Here is a 20,537-nt window from a genome sequence, read left to right as displayed (position 1 = left end):
AATAGCATCATTGGTTCCGGCCGCGATGCCGCGGGCGGCGGCTTATATCACGAGGCCGCGCCTTCGCAGCAAAAAAATGGCCCGGCCCGGCCGCATTGGGCCAAACCGCCGCAACTGGACATCTGACCTCAAAAATGGTCCGGATCGGCCTCATGGCAAGAGCGTTTTTGCGGATCGACCGGCGCGACCTGATGGCGGGAATTGCGGCAGCCTCGCTCGGCGTGCTGCTGGCGGACGGCAGCGCCGCGCAGGGGCTCAAGCCGATCGCGATCCAGGCTCGCCGCGGTGCCCTCAGCCTGCGTTCCGGAAGCCCGGAAACGCCGGTCTGGACGCTCGCGGCTCCAGAGATGCGCTTCCGCCGCGGCGACAACCTGCAGGTCGAGTTCGCCAATGACCTGACGGTCCCAGTGGGCCTCGATTGGCGCGGGTTCGACGGGGTTCCTGCCATCGAGCTGCTCATCGGCCGCCGGCTGCTGGCAGCCGCAGGGTGGGAAAACGTCCGGATTCCATTGCGCCATGCCGGAACCTTCCTGTGCGACATGAGCGTGCTGGCCAGCCAGAACGCGCTTCCGGCCCGGGGCCTGCCCGTGGTGGTCACCGAGAGCGAGCCCGTCAGCGTCGATCGCGACGAGGTACTCCTGGTCGAGGAATGGCGCTTGCGGGCGGACGGGACGGCGGCGGTGCCCGGCACGGACGCAACCGAAGCCTCGATTTCCTACACGCTTAACGGCAAACCCTCACTGGACGTCTCAGCCCGATCCAACGAGCGCCTGAGACTTCGCTTCATCAACGGCAGCCGGCGCACCGTGATCGCGCTGAAACTGGAGTCCGTCGAGGTCACCGTCATGGCGATCGACAGCCAGCCGGCGGAGCCATTCCCGGCCCGCAACGGCGCGCTGGTGCTGGCGCCGGGCAGCCGGGTCGATGCCTTCGTCGACGTGACGGCACCTCCAGGCAGCAACCTCAAAATACTCCTGCACAATGGCAAGGAAGCCCGGACCGTTGGCTTCATCATCGTGTCGCGCGAGGCGCCCGCGCGGGCGGCGCCACTGCCGCCGCCGCCGCCGCCTTTGCCGTCCAACGGGCTGCCGGCGCGGCTCGATCTGAAGAATGCGCTCCGCGCCGATCTCGCGTTGAACGGGCCTGAGTGGACCGTATTTGCAAGCCTTGCCGCTTCGCCGCAACCGGCCTTTCGCGCCAAGGCCGGGCGCGTCGTCGTGCTGGCACTGACCAACCGTGCCGAGGTCGCAACCGTCTTTCGTCTGCACGGCCACCATTTCCGCCTGCTCGACCGCCTCGACGACGGCTGGAAGCCGTTCTGGCTCGACACACTGGCGATCGAGCCCGGCCAGACCCAGCGCATCGCCTTTGCGGCCGAGCATGCCGGGCATTGGCTGATCGAATCCGTCGCCACCGATTGGGCCGCGCCGCGCTTCGTGCGATGGTATGCGGTCGACTAGGGAGACAGACGCATGAGCAAGACCACACCAGCAATCCGCGGCGTGAAGGCACGGGCCGTCGTCGTACCGCTCAAGCGCCCGGTGAAGAATGCGTTCGGCGTGTTCACCTCAGGCCCGCTGGTGCTGATCGACGTCGAGACCGATCAGGGCGTCACCGGCCGCGCCTACATCTTTGCCTACAGCAATCTCACGCTAAAACCGCTGGTGCAGCTGATCGAGGACCTCGGCCGCGAGCTCGTCGGCAAGCCGATCGTGCCGTTCGAGTTGATGGCGGCGATGGACGCCAAATTTCGCCTGCTCGGCTGGCAGGGCCTGGTCGGCATGGCCGTCGGCGGCCTCGACATGGCCTATTGGGATGCGCTCGGCCAATGCGCCAATAAGTCAGTGGCCGAACTGCTCGGCGGCTCGCCGAAACCGATCAAAGCCTATGACAGCTACGGCGCCGTCGATCCCATCAAGGACGAGAAGGAGCTGCGGCGCTCGCTCGACCAGGGATTTGTCGGCATCAAGATCAAGGGCGGCGACGGCGATGCCGAGAACGACGAGCGCGTGGTCAGCGGCGTGCGCACCCTGCTCGGCCCCGACATCGCGCTGATGATCGACTTCAACCAGTCGCTCGATCCGGCCGAAGCCACGCGCCGCATCGAGCGGCTCGCGCCGTACGACCTGCACTGGATCGAGGAGCCGGTGCCGCAGGAAAACCTGCTCGGCCATGCCAAGGTGCGCGCGACCTCGCCGACGCCGATCCAGGCCGGCGAGAACTGGTGGTTCCCGCGCGGCTTTGCCGAGGCGATCGCAGCCGGCGCGAGCGATTTCATCATGCCGGATCTGATGAAATGCGGCGGCATCACCGGGTGGATGCGCATCGCCGGACAGGCCGAAGCCGCGTCCATCCCGCAGTCGAGCCATCTCTTTGCCGAAGCCAGCGCGCATGTGCTGGCGGTGACGCCAACGGCGCACTGGCTGGAGTTTCTGGATTTTGCCGGATCGATCCTGGCGAGGCCCGCCGAGATCGTCGACGGCACGCTCACCGCGCGCGGGCCGGGTCTCGGGATGGAGTGGGACGAGGCCGCGGTCAAAAAGCATCTCGTCTAGGACGTGCTCGTTAACGCGCAGTCCTGATCAGGCCTCAGCACCGGCGGCCCAGACACCGATGCGAACAAGAACCTCATTCAGATCTTCGGGCCAAACCTGTTCGGCGGTACAATGCAACTCATCAGCCGACCACCAGCGATGGGCCTCCATTACCTCATGCTCGAGGTTGGTCCATCGTTCGGTTGACAGCTCTCGTCCGGAGCCCATCCGGATGAGGAAGAAACACTCCTCGGCCCTCACCATTTCGCCGTCAGGCATCTGGAACGTCACGACACGGCGATGTACGACCGCGCCCGGATCGTCAGTTGAAAAGCCAGTTTCTTCCATGAGTTCCCGGCAAGCGGCCTGCGCATAACTTTCGCCGGGTCGAGTGCGCCGCCTGGCGTCGCCCAGAAGGTTTGCCCTGCGAGCGGACCCTTCTTGTGCTCGAACCTGAACAGGAGCACGCGACCGCTGTGGTCAATGACCAGCAGGCGAGATGACGGACGTTCGCGCATACCGAAGCACCCTAGTCGCGTGGAATGGGTGGAGCTAGTTGCTACGAAATGCCGCGTCCTCATTGGATGTGGGGCTTTGCCGTGAGTTCGATTCCCAGCGCCTTCATCACGGCAATCGTCGTCTTCAAGGTCGGATTGCCGTTGGTGCTGAACGAGCGATAGAGCTGCTCGCGTGAAAGTCCGGTCTCATTGGCAATCTGTGTCATCCCCTTGGCACGGGCTACAACGCCAAGGGCATGCGCGATATAGCCGGCATCCTCGGTTTTGAAGGCCTCCTCCATGAACACGGCAATTGCTTCATCGGAAAGCAAATCCTCCGCCGGATCATAAGTCGTCAGCTTCTTGCCCATCTCATTCACTCCATTCCCCGGCAAGACGTTTTGCTGTCCTGATGTCTTTCGCCTGGGTGCTCTTGTCGCCACCGCAAAGCAGAACAATGATCGTGCTTCCCCGTTTCTGAAAATAGACGCGGTAACCGGGGCCGTAGTGGATGCGCAGCTCGCTGATGCCTTAGCCAACGGGCTCGGCGTCGCCAGCGTGCCCTTGGGCCAGCCGATCCAGTCGCGAAGCAATCATCGCACAGGCCCGGTGATCCTTGAGGCGATGGCGCCACTTTCGAAACGTCTCTGTCTGCTTCAGCTCAAGCACTTGTAGTTTATAAACTACTACGAACCTTCAGCGGTCAAGCTGCCCCTCAATACTCATCCCGAACCCGTCATGAACCGCCTGAACACCGCCGGCATCACCTCCGGCAAATCTTCCGCGATCAGGCCGGGGCCCGCCTCGCGGGCGCCCTCGCCGTGCATCCATACGACGATGCCGGCGGCTTCGAATGCGCTCACGCCCTGCGCCAGCATGGCCGCGACGATACCGGCGAGCACGTCGCCGGCGCCGGCGGTGGCAAGCCAGGGCGGCGCGTTGGAAGCGATGGTGGCGCGGCCGTCCGGCGCAGCTACGACCGTATCGGCGCCCTTCAGCAGCACCACCGCGCCGGAGCGCTGCGTGGCATCGCACCGCAGCATCCCGGCGGGACGCTCGTGTGCGGACAAGGGTAGGCAAGGACAAACATGGGCGGAACATGTAAACTGGCTCCCGCGACCTGGACGCCAGCAGTCTGACTTGCTTCGCGAATCGCCGGGTCGCTGTGTCAACGGGGCGGCAGTGCTGAGATTTTGGGAGGGCGAGAGCAAGAACGGAGGAACCGATGAAAAAGGACATCTGGCAGGAAAACAAGGAGCGCTATTTCGAGTGGAATCCCATCGAGAGCGTCGTAGCCAAGTTCGCATGGGCTGCGATCGGGGCCGCCGTGGCGGTCGTGGCCATGTACCTGCTTCGCTAGGTGGCGCCGAGTTGGTAGAGCCCGCATTCGCCTGTCGCGCGCTCGCGTCGTGGAGCCCGGCTGCCCCGGGAGGAATCAATGCCGCAAAGCGTGCTCGTGGTCGATGACGAAGCCAACATCCTGCTGTCCCTCGAATTCCTGATGAAGAAGGCCGGCTACGAAGTTCGCCTCGCACGCGACGGCGAGGAGGCGCTTGCGGAGATAGGCAAGGCGCGGCCGGATCTCGTGCTTCTCGATGTCATGATGCCGAAGCGCAACGGCTTCGACGTGTGCGAGGCCATCCGGGCCAATCCCGAGTGGCGGACGGTGCGTGTCATCCTGCTGACAGCCAAGGGCCGCGACATCGAACGCGAAAAGGGCCTGGCGCTGGGCGCCGACGACTACATCACCAAACCGTTCTCGACGCGCGAGGTCGTTGAACGGGTTACCGCTTGGATCGGGCCGGCCAGGTAACCGGGCAACAAGGGCGTGCGATGCGGGCTGCCGTTGCGATACCCATCCTCCTCGCAGCATTGGCGCTTGCCGCCTTCGCTGTGTCGGGCGTTGCGCTGTGGCAGGCGGTGCAAGGTGGCGGAGCGGTCGGCGTTTACATGTCCATCGCATTTGCCGTCGTCGCCGCTTTGGTTGGGCTTGCTTGGGCTCTGCTGCATGTCAAGCTCCTCAAGCCCCTGGCCGCCCTGAAGCGGGAACTGCTGATGCAGTCGCAGATTCGCGTCGATAGGCCGCTCGCGGTCGATCGCGGCCACTTGCTCAATGGGCTGCCAACGGCGGTCGACAAAATACTCGGCGCGCTCCGAGCCGCGCGTGGCGAGACACAGGAGGCCGTGGATGCTGCCACGCGACGTGCGGAGGAGCAGAAGAGCCGGCTCGAGGCCATCCTGCTCGATCTCTCCGAAGGTGTGATCGTCTGCAATCTCGAGCACCGCATCCTCCTCTACAACCAGGCCGCCGCACGGATACTCAACGCGCGAGATACGCTTGGGCTTGCCCGCTCATTGTTTGGCGTGCTGACGCGAGAGCCCGTGCTGTTGACGCTCGAGCTGCTCCTGCAACGGTCAGAGGACGCAGCCGGCGATGAAGCCCGGTCCGCCGGAGGATCGACGCTTGATTCCACGACGCGCCGCTTCGTCTGTGCGTCGGTCGACCTTGCAACATTGCTGCAGGCCAGGCTCAGCTTGGTGCGCGAACCTTCGGGCCGCGCCTCAGGCTACGTGTTGACCTTCGCCGATGTCGGCGCCGAGCTCGAAAGCGTGGCCCAGCGCGATGCGCTCTTGCGTGAAGTCGCCATGGAATGGCGACGGCCACTTGCAAGCTTGCGTGCCGCTGCCGAAATGCTGGCGGGAGAGCTCGAAGCGGGCGACCGCCGCGTCTTTCAAGACATCGTTGGCAAGGAGCTCGGAACGCTCAATCGGAGCTTTGCTGACGTTGCGCAGCGTTACGAACGCCTTGCGACGGGTCAGTGGCCGTTGGCCGACATTTACTCGCTGGATCTGTTCCGCGCCGTCCGCAGGCATTTGGCAGACGCCGACGGCATCCAGGTCACGCCCGTGGGCGTGCCGGTCTGGATTCATGCAGACAGCCACTCGCTGGTGCTTGCGCTCGAGCATCTCATCCGCGCCGTTGCCAGGCACACGGCGAAAGCCGCCTTCGATATCGGCGCCGTAGTGCGAGACGAGTACGTCTATGTCGAGGTGGTTTGGGACGGCGCACCGCTCGCCTCGGCGATTATCGAAGCCTGGCTGGCGGAGCCGCTGAAGGGCACGATCGGCAACCGAACGGTCCGCCAGATCGTGGAGCGACATGGCAGCGAGCTATGGAGCCAGGCGCTGCCAGAGGGGCGCACGTGCCTCAGATTGCCGCTAAGGAAGAGCGAGCAGCCACGCGCCCCGGAACGGTCGGACCGCGTTGCGCCGATGCCGGAACTTTATGACTTCGACCTGTTTGCTCCTACGACTGAGGCAATCAGGGACACGCCGTTGCGCAAGCTCAACCTTGTCGTCTTCGACACCGAAACCACCGGCCTCAGGCCCAACGAGGGCGATGAGCTCATCTCAATCGGGGCGGTTCGTGTGGTCAACGGTCGCATCCTGACGGGCGAGACGTTCGAGCGGCTGATCAATCCGGGCCGCGTTATCCCGGCCAGCACCACGCGAATTCACGGCATCACCACGGAAATGGTGCGAGACAAGCCCCCTGCCCATGTCATCTTGCCACAGTTCAAGTCCTTCATCGGCGACTCCGTGCTCGTCGCCTACAACGCCGCGTTCGACATGACATTCGTTGAGAACGGTGCCGGGCAGGCAGGCGTCAAATTCGACAACCCGGTGCTCGATGCCCTGCTTCTGTCCGTGTATCTGCAGCCGGATGTGTCCGATTTTTCGCTGTCCGCCACTGCCGAACGACTGGGTGTCGAGGTCATTCGCAGGCACACCGCAATCGGCGACGCCATGACCACGGCCGCGATCTTCGTGAAGCTCCTGGATCTGTTGAGAGCCCGCGGGATCGAGACGCTCGGTCAAGCCGTCAGGATCTCAAGCCGGATGATGGAGCAGCGTCGTCAGCAGGCACAACTCACATGATCTCGCACGGCCAAAGCAGCAACGCAGCAAGGAACGCATAGAGGCGACACACATGCCAAGACAAGGATTGATTGCCGAGCGCTTGATCGGCTTGTTCCTGTTCGGTTTGGTGCTGCTCACACCACCCCTGATCGGCGCCTTCGACAAGGCCACCTTCATGGGTAGGATACCACCGCTCTATCTCTATTTGTTTCTCTCCTGGGCGTTGCTGATCGCCCTCACGGCGCTGATCGTCGAGCGGCCGGACCCCGACGAGGAGAGTGCCGGAAGCGATCCTGGCCCGAATCCGGACCGGCGTCCCGACCGCAGACCGCGAGCCTGAGCCATGCTGGGTGGTTACGTCATAGTCACGGTCTCCTTCCTCTATCTCTCGATCCTGTTCGCCATCGCCTACTATGGCGACCGCCGCGCGGATCAGGGTAGGAGCATCATCGCGAGCCCCTACATCTTCGCGCTATCTATCGCCGTGTATGCCACAGCCTGGACCTTCTACGGCAGTGTTGGACGGGCCGCGTCCTCGGGCGTCAGTTTCCTGCCGATCTATCTTGGCCCGACGCTGACCTTCATCCTTGGCTGGTTTCTGATCCGCAAGATCATCCGCATCAGCAAGGTCAATCGCATTACCTCGATTGCCGACTTCGTTGCCTCGCGCTACGGCAAGAGCTCCTTCCTGGGCGGGTTGGTGACCATCATCGCCGTTGTCGGCATCATGCCGTACATCTCGCTACAGCTGAAGGCGATCTCGACGAGCTTCGCCGTGCTCCAGCACTACCCGGACATCATGATGCCGGCCAAGCTTGGCTCCACACCGGTCCTGCAGGACACGGCGCTCTACGTGGCCGTGATCATGGCCACATTTGCCATCTTGTTTGGCACGCGGCACATCGACGCCAGCGAGCGACATGAGGGCATGGTGGCGGCGATTGCCTTCGAGTCGGTGGTCAAGCTGTTCGCTTTCCTGGCGGTTGGATTGTTCGTCACATACGGCATCTATGGCGGCTTCGGCGAAGTGTTCTCGCGCGCCGCCGCCGATCCAGCCCTCGCGCGTCTTTTTACGCTCGAGGCCGCAGGCGGGTACTCGAGCTGGCTCTCGCTGACGCTGGTCTCGATGGCAGCCATTGTGCTGCTGCCGCGCCAGTTTCAGGTGCTGGTGGTCGAGAATGTGGATGAGCGCCACATCAAGAAGGCCATCTGGCTGTTCCCGCTCTACCTGCTGCTCATCAACATTTTCGTCCTGCCGATCGCTTTTGGCGGGCTCCTCCACTTTTCCGGAAATACCGTCGACGCCGACACCTTCGTGTTGACCGTGCCGATGGCGGAGCATTTTCCGGCCATCGCGTTGTTCGCATTCATCGGCGGCCTCTCGGCGGCAACGGGCATGATCATTGTCGAAACCATTGCGCTGGCCACCATGGTGTCGAACGATCTCGTCATGCCCCTCCTCTTGCGCTTCGGCCGCCTGCATCTGTCGGAGCGCAAGGACCTGACTGGCCTCATGCTCGCCATCCGCCGCAGCGCCATCATCTTCGTGATCCTGCTCGGCTACGCGTATGTCCGGTTGATCGGCGAATCCTACGCGCTGGTCTCCATCGGACTCATGTCGTTCGTCGCCGCCGCACAGTTCGCACCTGCCATCCTCGGCGGCATCCTGTGGAAGGGAGCGACCCGGCTCGGCGCCATGGCTGGATTGAGCGCCGGGTTCCTGGTGTGGATCTACACGTTGCTGCTGCCTTCGTTCGCCCGATCGGGGTGGATCTCGGAGAGCTTCGTGCAGGACGGCCCGTGGGGGCTTGCGCTGTTCAGTCCCTATGCGTTGCTCGGGCTTTCCGGCCTCGATCCCATTGCGCACGCCCTGTTCTGGACCATGGTGATCAATGTCGGGCTCTACGTTGCGGTGTCGCTTACTACAACGCAGACCATGATCGAGCGCAGCCAGGCCGTACAGTTTGTAGACATCTTCAAGCAGCCATCCGAGGGCGCGCGCATCTGGCGTGGCACCGCCACTATCGGCGACCTTCGTCGCCTCTCGAACCGCTTCATCGGTGAGACCCTGACGGACCAAGCCCTCCAGCGCTTCGAGCGCGACCGAGGGCGCCGGCTCGACGATGCCCATGCGGCGGATGCGGACGTCGTGCATTATGCGGAGCGGCAACTCGCCGGCGCCATTGGCGCGGCCTCCGCACGGATCATGATCGCCTCGGTGTTGAGGGAGGAGATGCACGACATCGACGAGGTCATGCAGATTCTCGACGAAGCTTCGCAACTTGTCGTCTACAGCCGTCAACTGGAGGAGAAGTCGCAGCAGCTCGAGGCTGCGACGGCAGAGCTCAGGGCAGCCAACGAGCGTCTAAAGGAGCTCGACAAGATGAAGGACGACTTTGTCTCGACGATCAGCCATGAGTTCAGGACACCGCTCACCTCGATCCGCTCCTTCAGTGAGATCGTGCACGACAATCCGGATATTCCCGTCGAGCAGCGCAAGATGTTCCTTGGCACCATCGTTCAGGAAACCGAGCGGCTGACCAGGCTCGTCAACGACATCCTCGACCTTGCCAAGATGGAGGCCGGACAGACGGATTGGCACCCGGCCAGGATCGAGCCCAGGAAGGTGATCGACAATGCGCTCGCCGCAACGGCCGGCCTCTTCGCCAAGAACCCTCGTATCAAGCTTGGGTGTCGCGTGGCCGAGGATCTGCCGACGATTCTCGTTGACGCCGACCGGATCACGCAAGTGCTGGTCAACTTGATTTCCAACGCGGTCAAGTTTTGCGACAAGGACAATGGTCTGATAACCATCGTTGCGCGAGCGGAAGCGGGGTCCATCCTGGTCAGCGTGCGTGACAATGGTGTCGGCATCGCCAGGGAAGATCACAAGAAGATTTTCGAGCGCTTCCGCCAGGCAGGGGACACATTGATCGGCAAGCCGCAGGGCACCGGTCTCGGGCTGCCGATCAGCTTGCATATCCTCGAGCGCTTCGGGGGCACCATCTGGGTCGAGAGCGAACTCGGCAAGGGTGCGACATTTTTCGTCCGCATCCCTTCGGCCGCCTCTTCGGCCGAGCCCTCCCACCCGGCCTCAGCCGCTCGCGAGATCACTTGACGGAGAATTCCATATCCAGTGTTGCACGCAGGTTTTCGATGGCGCGGAAGGACGCCACGAGATGTTTGTTATCGCGTTGTGAGAGATCAGCCACGGGGACATAGTTGGTGATCTTGCGCCCGGCCTTGAAGTCCTCCAGCTGCTGGCGGAGCAGAAGACGGGTCATATGCCTGAACGCGTCGGCAAGATCCTCATGATCTCCAGCGCTGATGACCCCCTTCTCCTTGAGGCAATCAAGCCGGGTGAGCGTCGACGTGGCCGGAATACCGGCTTTAAGCGCAAGCAGTCGCGCACCTTCCACGAGCGGTAACGTTCCACGAAGCTTCAGGTTCACCACACCCTGCCGATCCTCGCCATGGTACTCCTTGCGCAAGCGTCCGAACCAGCCGAGTGCCACCTTGTGCTCGGCTTCGATGGCGAACAGGTGTCGGAGGAACTGAGGGTACTCCGAGGCTACTGCGGTGACGTGGCTGCGGAGCTCGCTCGAGAGTGCGGGATCACCGAACGCATGACGGAAATCGAAGAAGATATCGCAGTTCAACAGCATTCCGGACTCGCGCCGCCTGATCCAGCTGTCGATCTGCCGGCGCCAATCCGACAGGCTCTTGCGCCAGACGGGATTGGTGGCCATGACGTCGCCGACGCAGAGGCGGAAGCCGACCGCGTCAAGCATCCGCGTCATGCGCACGGCAAGCTCCAGAAAATAGGCGTCCGCGCGCTTGCCCTGACTGCCGACGTCGTCAGCGAGGATGAAGCCATTGTCCTGGTCGGGCGCCAGAAAGTTTTCGCCGCGCCCACCCGAGCCCATGATTATGAGAGCGAATCGCGCAGAAGGCTCCCCCCAGCCGTCGTCGCGCATCGCCGCTTCCACCAGCCTCAGGACACGCCGGTGGATATCGGTGTTGATCTCGGTGAGCAGCGACTGCACCTCCGGCGCCGGAACGTTGTTGTCCAACAGTGCGCTGGCAAGCTGGGCCTGCGCCTCCTTTATGAGGTGCAGGCCCTTGACGCTCTCCTCGTGCGTGAGTTGCTCGATGAGCGACATGGTCTCGCTCGACAAGGAGGCGAGCGCTTCGTCCAGGGCGAGCATGCCGATCATCGCTCCGCTCCAGTCCACGACGGGGACATGCCGAAGCTTGCTACGGCGCATCAAGGCGACCGCCTGAAAAAGGTAGTCGTCGGCCCCCGCCACGACCACCGGCGACGTCATCACCGACTCGACGCCTTGATCGGGCTCCGTACGCCACGCGATCCGACGCACGACGTCCTGTTCCGTCACGATGCCCCTGGGTCGGCCCGCACCATCGATGACGACAGCGCAGGACGCAGGCGTCGCCGTCATCAGGCTCACGACCTCGATCACCGTCGCGCCCGGTGCAACACGCAACGGCGGCGGTCGCATATGGTCGCGTACGAGGCGTCGGAAAATCTCGGTTTGCGTACTCAAGGTGACTTGCTCCGCGGACCCTGATGCTCCCTGGAGATAAGTTGCCAGCTTTGGATTTGGCATTCGCGTCACGCGCTCGCGGCCAGGTCGGTCGCGAATGTCAAGTCCAGTCCACTAATACTCGATCCCGAACGCGTCATAGAGCCGGCGGAACACCGCCGGCATCACTTCCGGCAAGTCCTCCGCGATCAGGCCGGGCCCCGCCTCGCGCGCGCCCTCGCCGTGCATCCACACGCCGATGCTGGCAGCCTCGAATGCGCTCACGCCCTGCGCCAGCATGGCGGCGACGATGCCGGCGAGCACGTCGCCGGCGCCGGCGGTGGCGAGCCAGGGCGGCGCGTTGGAGGCGATGGTGGCGCGGCCGTCGGGCGCGGCCACCACGGTATCGGCGCCCTTTAGCAGAACCACCGCGCCGGAGCGCTGCGCGGCATCGCGCACGCGCTCGAGTTTTGAGCGGCCGGGATTCTTGTTGCTGATGTCGGAAAACAGGCGCGGGAACTCGCCCTCATGCGGGGTCAGCACGACCTTCGGGTCGACCGACGCCTTGATGGACTCGAACAGGCGGTCCGGCGCCTCGGCAAAGCTCGTCAGCGCATCCGCATCCAGCACGAGATGCTTTTGCGCCGACAGCGCGGTGTGCACGAAGCCGCGGGTGCGTTCGCTGATCCCGGCGCCCGGCCCGATCACGCAGGCGTTGAAGCGCCGGTCGTCGAGGAATTCGCCGAACTCGATCGGCGTATCGACGCCGCGCACCATCACGGCGGCAAGGGCCGCCGCGTTCACCGCCAGCGCCTCGCGCGGCGAAACAACCGTCACCAGGCCCGCACCCGCCCGCAGTGCACCGCGCGCGGCAAGCCGCGCCGCGCCGGTCGACGCCATCTCGCCCGACACGATCACCGCATGGCCGCGGGCATATTTGTGCCCGTCCATGCGCGGCACCGGGAACGAGGCCTGCCAGGTGTCGGGCACGTTCTCGAAGGTCTGCGGCCTGATCTCGGCGAGCACGCTCCTTTCGATGCCGATGTCGGCGAGGCGGACGCGGCCGCAATACATGCGGCCCGGCAAGAGCAGATGCGCGGGCTTGCGGCGGAAGAAGGTCACGGTTTCCGTGGCGCGCACGGCAACGCCCATTACCTGACCCGTCGTGCCGTTGATGCCGCTCGGCAGATCGACTGCCAGCACCGGCGCGCCATTGGCGTTGATCGCTTCGATCATTTCGAGCGGCTCGCCTTTCACCGGCCGGTTCAGCCCCGCGCCGAACAGCGCGTCGATGATCAGCGCCGGCCTGCCGAGCGCCTGCGGGTTGAACGGCAGCACCGGATATTTCCAGCCGCGCGCCGCGGAGGCCGCATCGCCCTGCAGGCTGTCGCGCTCGCACAGCAGCACCACGGAAACCTCGCGGCCGCGCGCGGCAAGCTCGGCCGCCGCCACGAAGCCGTCGCCGCCATTGTTGCCGCGGCCGGCGACCACGACGATCGGGCCCTCCTCGGCCAGATCCATCGCCGCTTCCGCCACTGCCTGGCCAGCGCTTAGCATCAGCGCGAAGCCCGGCGTGCCGGCCGCGATCGTCAGGTGATCGGCGCGCTCCATTTCGGACGTAGTGAGAACTTCCATGCCAAATCCTGATCCAAACGCCCTTTACTGAGGCACATCCATTCCGGGCTTGAACGCCGCAGGCCATTGCCTGCATACGAATTGATCTGTTTGCCTATTTTGTAGGCTGACGTATCATGGGCAGGTTGCCCGCAACTCCACCCGGCTGCACGTTAAAAGTCTGATAACACTCCAAAATCAGACAGGTTAACAACTTGGCATAGACCCTGCTTTTGAGGAAGCCGCTGAGGATGATGGGTAATCGCGAGCATTTTCCGGCAGTTCGCCGGATCGCAGCATCGAACGAGCGGCGCGTCAGCACAACCGTTGAGAACGCGCAGCAGTCTGGAATTTACGGAAGCGCCGGGAGAAGAAATCAGTGAAGAAGATCGAGGCCATCATCAAGCCGTTCAAACTCGACGAGGTGAAGGAGGCGCTTCAGGAAGTCGGACTGCAGGGCATCACCGTGACCGAAGCCAAGGGTTTTGGACGGCAGAAGGGCCATGCGGAACTATATCGCGGTGCAGAATATATCGTCGACTTCCTGCCCAAGGTGAAGATCGAGATCGTCATCGGCGACGACCTCGTGGAGAAGGCGATCGATGCCATCCGCCGCGCCGCCCAGACGGGTCGCATCGGCGACGGCAAAATCTTCGTTTCAAACATCGAGGAAGCGATCCGCATCCGAACCGGCGAATCCGGGCTGGACGCTATCTGAGCCGGGTGCTATCCGGAATTTCGCGGCAAAAACAAGAAAAACGGGCTGCTTTCCGCAGCCTGATCTCGTTCGCGACCTCACTCGCCGTTCACTCCAGGAAACCGACCCGCCAGAGATAAGGGGAATTCATGAAGACCGCCAAAGACGTCCTGAAATCGATCAAGGACAACGACGTCAAGTACGTCGACCTGCGCTTCACCGACCCGCGCGGCAAGTGGCAGCACGTGACCTTCGACGTCGGCATGATCGAAGAGGAAACCTTCGCCGAGGGCCAGATGTTCGACGGCTCGTCGATTGCCGGCTGGAAGGCGATCAACGAATCCGACATGTGCCTGATGCCCGACCCCGTCACCGCGACGATCGATCCGTTCTTCGCCGAGACCACCATGGTCATCGTCTGCGACGTGCTGGAGCCGACCACCGGCGAGCCCTACAACCGCGATCCGCGCGGCATGGCCAAGAAGGCCGAGGCGATGGTGAAGTCGATGGGCGTCGGCGACACCGTGTTCTTCGGCCCCGAAGCCGAGTTCTTCGTGTTCGACGACGTGCGCTTCGCGGCCACGCCCTACAACACCGGCTTCAAGCTCGATTCCTCGGAATTCCCGACCAACTCCGATACCGAGTACGAGGGCGGCAATCTCGGCCACCGCATCCGCACCAAGGGCGGCTACTTCCCGGTGCCGCCGCAGGACAGCGTGCAGGACATGCGCTCGGAAATGCTCGGCGCCATGGCCAAGATGGGCGTCAAGGTCGAGAAGCATCACCATGAAGTCGCCTCCGCCCAGCATGAGCTCGGCATGAAGTTCGACACCATGACGCTGATGGCCGACCAGATGCAGATCTACAAATACTGCATCCACCAGGTCGCCCACATCTACGGCAAGACCGCCACTTTCATGCCGAAGCCGATCTTCGGCGACAACGGCTCGGGCATGCACTGCCATCAGTCGATCTGGAAGGGCGGCAAGCCGGTGTTCGCCGGCAACAAGTATGCCGACCTGTCGGAGACCTGCCTGCACTACATCGGCGGCATCATCAAGCACGCCAAGGCGATCAACGCCTTCACCAACCCCTCGACCAACTCCTACAAGCGCCTGGTCCCCGGCTATGAAGCCCCGGTGCTGCTCGCCTACTCCGCGCGCAACCGCTCGGCTTCCTGCCGCATCCCCTATACCTCCAACCCGAAGGCCAAGCGCGTCGAGGTCCGCTTCCCCGACCCAGTGGCCAATCCGTATCTCGGCTTCGCCGCGATGCTGATGGCGGGCCTGGACGGCATCAAGAACAAGATCGATCCGGGTCCGGCGATGGACAAGGATCTCTACGACCTGCCGAAGGAAGAGCTGAAGCAGATCCCGACCGTCTGCGGCTCGCTCCGCGAGGCGCTGGAGAACCTCGACAAGAACCGCGGGTTCCTCAAGAACGGCGGCGTGTTCGACGACGACTTCATCGACAGCTACATCGAGCTGAAAATGACCGAGGTCGAGCGCTTCGAGATGACCCCGCACCCGGTCGAGTTCGACATGTACTATTCGCAGTGATTTCCCGGTTCACTGCCGCGAATGCGAAAGGCGCCCCCAGCGGGCGCCTTTTGTTTTGCCTATTGCGAGTTCTTGCGCACGAAGCGTTCGAGCTCCGGCTGCACCGAGTATGGCAGCGGGATCGGATCGCCGGCGTGATCGATAGCCGGATCGAGACAGCGGCGCAGCATCCGCGCCAGCTCGGCCTTGCGGTAGGGTTTTGTCAGCATCGGAATGCCCTGCCCCGCGCGGCCCTGCGCGTGCATCGCGCCGTAGGCATAGCCCGACGTGAAGAGCACGCGTAGCGCCGGACGCTCGGCCATCATCCGCTCGGCCAATTGCCGCCCGTTCATGGGCCCGGGCATTACGATGTCGGTGAAGAGCAGATCGAACGGCGTGCCGCGGCCGGCAATGGCGAGGGCTTCCGCCGCATTGGTTGCAACGATGGTCTTGTAGCCGAGGCTTTCCAGCTGGACGGTCACGAATTGCCGGACCTCGAGATCGTCCTCGACGCAGAGGATGGTTTCGTGCCCGCCGACCACCGGCCGCTCGTCGCCGTTCGCCAGGGCAAGCGCACTTGCATCGGCTTTCGGCAGGTAGATCCGGAGGACGGCGCCGCGCCCCGCCTCGCCGCCGATCTCGATGCTGCCGCCGGACTGCTTGACGAAGCCGAACACCATGCTGAGGCCGAGCCCGGTGCCCTTCCCGACTTCCTTGGTCGAAAAGAACGGATCGAAGATGTTGTCGCGGATCGATGGCGGGATGCCCGGCCCGGTATCGGCGACTTCGATGACGACATAGTCGCCCGCGCCCTCGACGCCGGTGGCCACTGCCTCACGCATGCCGAACACGACATTGCTGGTTGCGAAGGTCAGCGTGCCGCTGCCTTCCATCGCGTCGCGGGCATTGATGGCAAGGTCGACCAGCGCCGAGTTCAGCTGCGCGCGGTCGACCAGGGCCGGCCAGGCATCGCTCGAAAGCCTCGTTACGATGGCGACATGCTTGCCGAAGGTCAGCGACAGCAGCTGGACGATTTCCCTGATGAGCGCGTTGACGTCGATCTCGGCCGGCTGCAGCGGCTGCTTCCGGGCGAACGCCAGCAGGCTCGACGTCAGCCGCGCGCCGCGATCGGCGGCATCGCCGATCATTTTCGCGATGGAAGCAAGGCTCGGATTGTCCTTGACGCCGTCGGCGAGGATGTCGATCGTCCCGGTGATCACCGTGAGCATGTTGTTGAATTCGTGCGCGATGCCGCCGGTGAGCTGGCCGACCGCTTCGATCTTCTGCGCCTGGATCAGCTGCTCCTCGGCGAGCCGCTTCTGGCTGATGTCCCTCAGGAAGTTGTTGAGGACGTAGCTGTCGCCGCGGCGAAGCGCGGTGGCCGAGACCTCGACCGGGAATTCGCGGCCGTCGCGGTGCATCGCGCTGGCCTCGAACCGGACGCCGGCAGACCTGCCCAATTCCTCGCCCAGCATTTTCTGGCGCCGCTGCCGGTGCGCATCGCGCAGCCGTTCCGGCACGAGCAGGTCCACGACATTGGCGCCGATCGCCTCTTGCCGCGTCCATCCGGTCAGGGCTTCGGCCTGCGGACCCCATTCGAGAATGACGCCGTCGAGATCGGTTTGAAAAAAGGCGTCGAGCGCGGTCTTGATAATGGCCTGCGCGTTCTGCTCGCTCTCCGCAAGTGCCAGGCGCGCCGCGTCCTGCCGCGCAGCTTCCGCGGCGAGCAGTTGCGACAGCTGCCGCGCCACGAAGGAAGCCAGGACCAGGGCCAGCACGACGCCGATCGCGCCCGCCGACAGCAACGCCTCGAGCCCCAATCCGCCGCCGCCGAAATACGCCACGGACAGGCCCGCCGCGCCAACCGTTGCGACGGCAAGCAGCACCATGGCGAGCGCCACGCGGCCCCATAACGTCATGATAGCGAAACGCTCCTGCCCCCGGGGAAAATGCAGTGCCGCCAGCCGTCGGTAATGCATATCCGGCTTCAGCCGACGGGTCGTCAATTATTGACCCCGCAAGATTACGGCCTGTCCCCGGAAAAGCGGCGGGAAAGTGGCGTTGTGAATAACCTTGGCGGCGTGTGCGCCTGCGAAATCACGCCGGCTTGAATGCCTACCGGCCGCCCGTCAGCTCGCCCGCCTGTATTCGACCAGCGCCTGACCGAACGCCTCGAACAGCGCGCGGTTGATCGGGTTCTTCTGCGGATCGTATTCGGCGTGCCATTGCACGCCGAGTGCAAAGCTCGGCGCATCCGCGATGCGGATCGCCTCGATGGTGCCATCCTCGGCGATGCCTTCGATCACGACGCGCCCACCCGGCTCGAGGATGCCCTGGCCATGCAGCGAGTTCACGCGGATGGTCTCGCACCCCAGGATTTTCGCGAACGCCCCGCCCGGCGTCAGCCGCACTTCGTGGCGGTCGGCAAAGATCACCGTGGGGTCGGGATGGATCTCGCCATTCTCCAGCCGCGGCATGCGGTGGTTGATGCGGCCGGGCAGCTCGCGGATTTCCGGATGCAGCGAGCCGCCGAAGGCGACGTTCATCTCCTGTAAGCCGCGGCAGATTCCGAACAGCGGAATGCCGCGGGCGACGCAGGCTTCCGCCACCTCGAGCGCCACGTGGTCACGGTGGATGTCGTAGGGCTCGTGCTTCTCGCAAGGGTCGACGTTGAAGCGCGTGGGGTGGACGTTGGCGCGCGCGCCGGTCAGCACCACGCCGTCGACGACGTCGAGCAGCGCGCCGACGTCGGTGATCTCGGGGATGGAGGCAAACATCAACGGGATCGCGCCGGAGACTTCCGCGACCGCGCGCAGGTTGCGCTCGCCGACGGCCTGAACCGGGAAACGATTTTCGATCCGATGCGAATTGCCGATGATACCGACGACCGGCCGCCTCATGGGGTCAACGTCTCGTGCAAGATTGCTTGTTCTCTTTGGGCCACGATTCCAGGGCCGATCATGCCTTCCGCCCTGCGGTGGATCAATATGTGTCGCCTGCACCCGGCGCGCCATACCCCTGCAATAAGCTCAGGCCCGCAAGGCCGGTTGAGGCTATTTGCGGGTGAAGGCCTGCCTGGCTTCGACGGCCTCGGCGCCCGGAGGGCCGGCAGCCTTCAGCGCCGTTGCGGCAGCCGCCGGCGCGCCCTCCCCGTCGAGCCACGGCAGCCTGCCCTTGATCCCGCGCGTGACGGGATCGCCGAGGGCGCCGCCGAAATCGATCGGCCAGAATCCGTTCGGCACCACCTCCGCCGTGACGCCGCGCAGGCGAAAGCCCTTGCCGAGCGCGGCCTCGGCATCGGCGGGCGAGACGATCTTGGCGCTGCCGGGACTGGCGGGATCGGCAAACGTCACCAGCACCGGGATCAGCGCCCCCTGCACCGGCACGGCGCCGCTCTGCCTGCTCATGTCGTTGAAATTGACCCGCTTGCCTGACGCCGCCGGATAGGCGCGCAGCGCGACGTAGTTGATTGCGTCGAGATCGAGCGTCTTGTCGAGATGCGCCAGCAAGGCGACGAGATTCTTGCCCCCGCCGAGATCGACGAATACCGCATCGCCCGAGGTGCGGGTGTTGCCGCCGGGCGTGTAGCCCCGATAAGGCGTCACGGCGAGAATGTTCGATGCCGATTTGACGCCCGCGGGCGTCTCGACCTCGACCGTCATGCGGTATTTGTGGCCGGGCCGGTTGACCCTGATGTGGTCGCCGGCGACGAGCACGGCGAGCAGTCCCAGTGGACCGATCCATTTGAGGAGCTTCATTCCGCCCGGCCTTTGTCAACGATTCGGCTTACCCGTCCCGCTTGGCACACCCCCGCCCATAGCGTCAAACCGGCGCGCGATGGCGGCTTGATCCCGGCCGCGTTTTGTCGAATGAGTGTCCCGCCAGACGGAAAGCAGGAGGGGATCGTCATGCCAGTTTCGACCGAAGAGCGCCTTCAGGCCCGCAACGATCTGGCCTGGTCGATATCGGTCGGCGGCATCGGCATCGCGATGTTCGTGGCGCTGTTGATCTTCGCCTGGTATTTCGCCGCGACGCTGTTCCTGATCTTCTCCGGCATGCTGCTGGGCGTGGCGCTCAACGCCATGAGCGGCTTGCTCGGACGCGTGGTGCCGTTGCCGCAACCCGTGCGGCTTCTCATCGTATGTCTGGCGCTGGCGGCGATGTTGTCCGGCATCGTCTTCCTCGGCGGCACCACCATCGCCCAGCAGGCGACCATTCTCAGCGACACCATCAAGTCGCAACTCGTCAACGTGAAGGCCTTCCTGGAAAGCCGCGGCGTCGATACCGGCTTCTTCGACATCAGCTCCTTCACGACGCCGAGTTCCCCGGAGGCGCCGGCGGCCGCAACGCCGCACAACCTGCCCAGCGCCAGCGCGATCGCCTCCAGCGGCGGCGCGATCCTCGGGCAGACCTTCAAGGTGCTGCTCGGCACCGTCAGCGCCGTCGGGCACTTCTTCATCGTGCTATTCCTCGGGCTGGCCTTTGCGGTGCAGCCGGGCGTCTACCGCAATGGCCTCGTCTTCATGGCGCCGGCAAAGCACCGTGCGCGCGCCACCGTCATCATCGACCGCATCGGCTTTACGCTGGAGCGCTGGCTGATTGCGCAGATCATCACCATGGCCGCGGTGTTCCTGGTCACCTGGATCGGCCTGGCGCTGATCGGCATCCCCTCATCGTTCATCCTGGGCATCCAGGCCGGCCTGCTCGCCTTCATCCCGACGGTCGGCGCGATCCTCGGCGGCCTGATCGTGGTGCTGGCGAGCCTCGCCTCGGGCTGGGTCGCAGGCCTCAGCGCCTTCGTCCTGTTCCTCGGCGTGCACGCGCTGGAGAGCTATATCCTCACGCCGATCATCCAGCGCCAGGCGCTCGACATCCCGCCGGCCACGCTGTTCGCGTTCCAGATCCTGCTCGGCGTCGTCTTCGGCATCTGGGGCCTGGCGCTAGCGCTGCCGCTGATGGCGATCGGCAAGGTGATGATCGATCATTTCAAGGGCGAGCGAGCTCGCGTCGAGCCGATAGCGGCCTGATGCTCTGTAGGGTGGGCAAAGCGCAGAGACTGGGCAAGTATTCAATCGGCCATCGACGCAGTAGAAATCCATTCGCAGTCCGACGCCATAGCGCCGAAAATATTCTGTTGCCGTCATTGCGCAAGCAGTGCAGAGAATGAACTTTCTACGAGTTGACAGGCCTTC

General features: G+C 64.1%; 17 protein-coding genes and 2 pseudogenes. 10 read left to right on the top strand and 9 right to left on the bottom strand.

What is annotated here, in order from left to right:
* The first annotated feature begins 152 nt into the window (after positions 1–152).
* Positions 153–1,460 (top strand): multicopper oxidase family protein, encoded by a 1,308-nt coding sequence (locus ACT4OC_RS06215; RefSeq protein WP_444838090.1) that lies wholly within the window; start codon positions 153–155, stop codon positions 1,458–1,460.
* A gap of 12 nt (positions 1,461–1,472) precedes the next feature.
* Positions 1,473–2,555, top strand: coding sequence for an enolase C-terminal domain-like protein (locus tag ACT4OC_RS06210; protein WP_444838089.1), 1,083 nt, complete (start codon positions 1,473–1,475; stop codon positions 2,553–2,555).
* A 27-nt stretch (positions 2,556–2,582) separates the two neighbouring features.
* Here ACT4OC_RS06210 and ACT4OC_RS06205 read toward each other — a convergent pair whose 3' ends face one another.
* From ACT4OC_RS06205 to ACT4OC_RS06190, 4 genes and pseudogenes are all read right to left on the bottom strand, one after another.
* On the bottom strand, positions 2,583–2,882 hold the full coding sequence (locus tag ACT4OC_RS06205) for a hypothetical protein (protein ID WP_444838088.1): 300 nt from the start codon (positions 2,880–2,882) through the stop codon (positions 2,583–2,585).
* A gap of 229 nt (positions 2,883–3,111) precedes the next feature.
* Positions 3,112–3,402, bottom strand: a complete 291-nt coding sequence (locus ACT4OC_RS06200; protein ID WP_444838087.1) for an addiction module antidote protein — start codon at positions 3,400–3,402, stop codon at positions 3,112–3,114.
* 1 nt (position 3,403) lies between these two features.
* A pseudogene (locus tag ACT4OC_RS06195) lies at positions 3,404–3,700 on the bottom strand (type II toxin-antitoxin system RelE/ParE family toxin).
* 53 nt (positions 3,701–3,753) lie between these two features.
* Positions 3,754–4,059: pseudogene (locus ACT4OC_RS06190) on the bottom strand (ADP-dependent NAD(P)H-hydrate dehydratase); the annotation flags it as partial.
* 197 nt (positions 4,060–4,256) lie between these two features.
* Between ACT4OC_RS06190 and ACT4OC_RS06185 the strand changes: the two are divergent.
* The 5 genes from ACT4OC_RS06185 (at position 4,257) to ACT4OC_RS06165 (ending at position 10,070) form a co-directional block, all read left to right on the top strand.
* A complete protein-coding gene (locus ACT4OC_RS06185; protein WP_444838086.1) occupies positions 4,257–4,391 on the top strand; it encodes a hypothetical protein in 135 nt (44 codons plus the stop codon).
* 78 nt (positions 4,392–4,469) lie between these two features.
* Positions 4,470–4,844 (top strand): response regulator transcription factor, encoded by a 375-nt coding sequence (locus tag ACT4OC_RS06180; protein ID WP_444838085.1) that lies wholly within the window; start codon positions 4,470–4,472, stop codon positions 4,842–4,844.
* Positions 4,845–4,864: 20 nt separating this feature from the next.
* On the top strand, positions 4,865–6,970 hold the full coding sequence (locus ACT4OC_RS06175; RefSeq protein WP_444838084.1) for an exonuclease domain-containing protein: 2,106 nt from the start codon (positions 4,865–4,867) through the stop codon (positions 6,968–6,970).
* 52 nt (positions 6,971–7,022) lie between these two features.
* Entirely contained in the window at positions 7,023–7,292 is a 270-nt protein-coding gene (locus ACT4OC_RS06170; RefSeq protein WP_444838083.1) for a hypothetical protein, read from the top strand.
* 3 nt (positions 7,293–7,295) lie between these two features.
* The gene (locus ACT4OC_RS06165) at positions 7,296–10,070 is read left to right on the top strand and encodes an ATP-binding protein (RefSeq protein ID WP_444838082.1); all 2,775 of its coding nucleotides are present in this window, start codon (positions 7,296–7,298) and stop codon (positions 10,068–10,070) included.
* Here ACT4OC_RS06165 and ACT4OC_RS06160 read toward each other — a convergent pair.
* Together ACT4OC_RS06160 and ACT4OC_RS06155 are read right to left on the bottom strand one after the other, a co-directional pair.
* Positions 10,063–11,517, bottom strand: coding sequence for a putative nucleotidyltransferase substrate binding domain-containing protein (locus ACT4OC_RS06160; RefSeq protein WP_444838081.1), 1,455 nt, complete (start codon positions 11,515–11,517; stop codon positions 10,063–10,065). The two genes, ACT4OC_RS06165 and ACT4OC_RS06160, sit on opposite strands and share 8 nt — an antisense overlap.
* A gap of 114 nt (positions 11,518–11,631) precedes the next feature.
* Positions 11,632–13,131, bottom strand: coding sequence for an NAD(P)H-hydrate dehydratase (locus ACT4OC_RS06155; RefSeq protein WP_444838080.1), 1,500 nt, complete (start codon positions 13,129–13,131; stop codon positions 11,632–11,634).
* 358 nt (positions 13,132–13,489) lie between these two features.
* Here ACT4OC_RS06155 and ACT4OC_RS06150 point away from each other — a divergent pair, with 358 nt between their 5' ends.
* Together ACT4OC_RS06150 and glnA are read left to right on the top strand one after the other, a co-directional pair.
* Complete coding sequence (locus ACT4OC_RS06150) at positions 13,490–13,828, top strand: P-II family nitrogen regulator (protein WP_011441447.1); 339 nt, start codon at positions 13,490–13,492, stop codon at positions 13,826–13,828.
* A 128-nt stretch (positions 13,829–13,956) separates the two neighbouring features.
* Positions 13,957–15,366 (top strand): type I glutamate--ammonia ligase, encoded by a 1,410-nt coding sequence (gene glnA, locus ACT4OC_RS06145; protein ID WP_444838079.1) that lies wholly within the window; start codon positions 13,957–13,959, stop codon positions 15,364–15,366.
* Between the two features lie 59 nt (positions 15,367–15,425).
* Here glnA and ACT4OC_RS06140 read toward each other — a convergent pair whose 3' ends face one another.
* The 3 genes from ACT4OC_RS06140 to ACT4OC_RS06130 all read right to left on the bottom strand — a co-directional run bounded on the left by ACT4OC_RS06140 (position 15,426) and on the right by ACT4OC_RS06130 (position 19,103).
* Entirely contained in the window at positions 15,426–17,264 is a 1,839-nt protein-coding gene (locus tag ACT4OC_RS06140; RefSeq protein ID WP_444838078.1) for a PAS domain S-box protein, read from the bottom strand.
* A 210-nt stretch (positions 17,265–17,474) separates the two neighbouring features.
* Positions 17,475–18,245, bottom strand: coding sequence for a gamma-glutamyl-gamma-aminobutyrate hydrolase family protein (locus tag ACT4OC_RS06135; RefSeq protein WP_444838077.1), 771 nt, complete (start codon positions 18,243–18,245; stop codon positions 17,475–17,477).
* A 153-nt stretch (positions 18,246–18,398) separates the two neighbouring features.
* The gene (locus tag ACT4OC_RS06130) at positions 18,399–19,103 is read right to left on the bottom strand and encodes a hypothetical protein (protein ID WP_444838076.1); all 705 of its coding nucleotides are present in this window, start codon (positions 19,101–19,103) and stop codon (positions 18,399–18,401) included.
* Between the two features lie 150 nt (positions 19,104–19,253).
* Between ACT4OC_RS06130 and ACT4OC_RS06125 the strand changes: the two genes are divergently transcribed.
* Positions 19,254–20,372 (top strand): AI-2E family transporter, encoded by a 1,119-nt coding sequence (locus ACT4OC_RS06125; protein ID WP_444838075.1) that lies wholly within the window; start codon positions 19,254–19,256, stop codon positions 20,370–20,372.
* Positions 20,373–20,537: the final 165 nt, after the last annotated feature.

It is taken from the genome of Bradyrhizobium sp. (assembly GCF_052389815.1).
Taxonomy (GTDB): Bacteria; Pseudomonadota; Alphaproteobacteria; order Rhizobiales; family Xanthobacteraceae; genus Bradyrhizobium.
The sequence above is the reverse complement of the archived record's forward strand: the minus strand, read 5'-3'. Positions and strand labels throughout refer to the sequence as shown.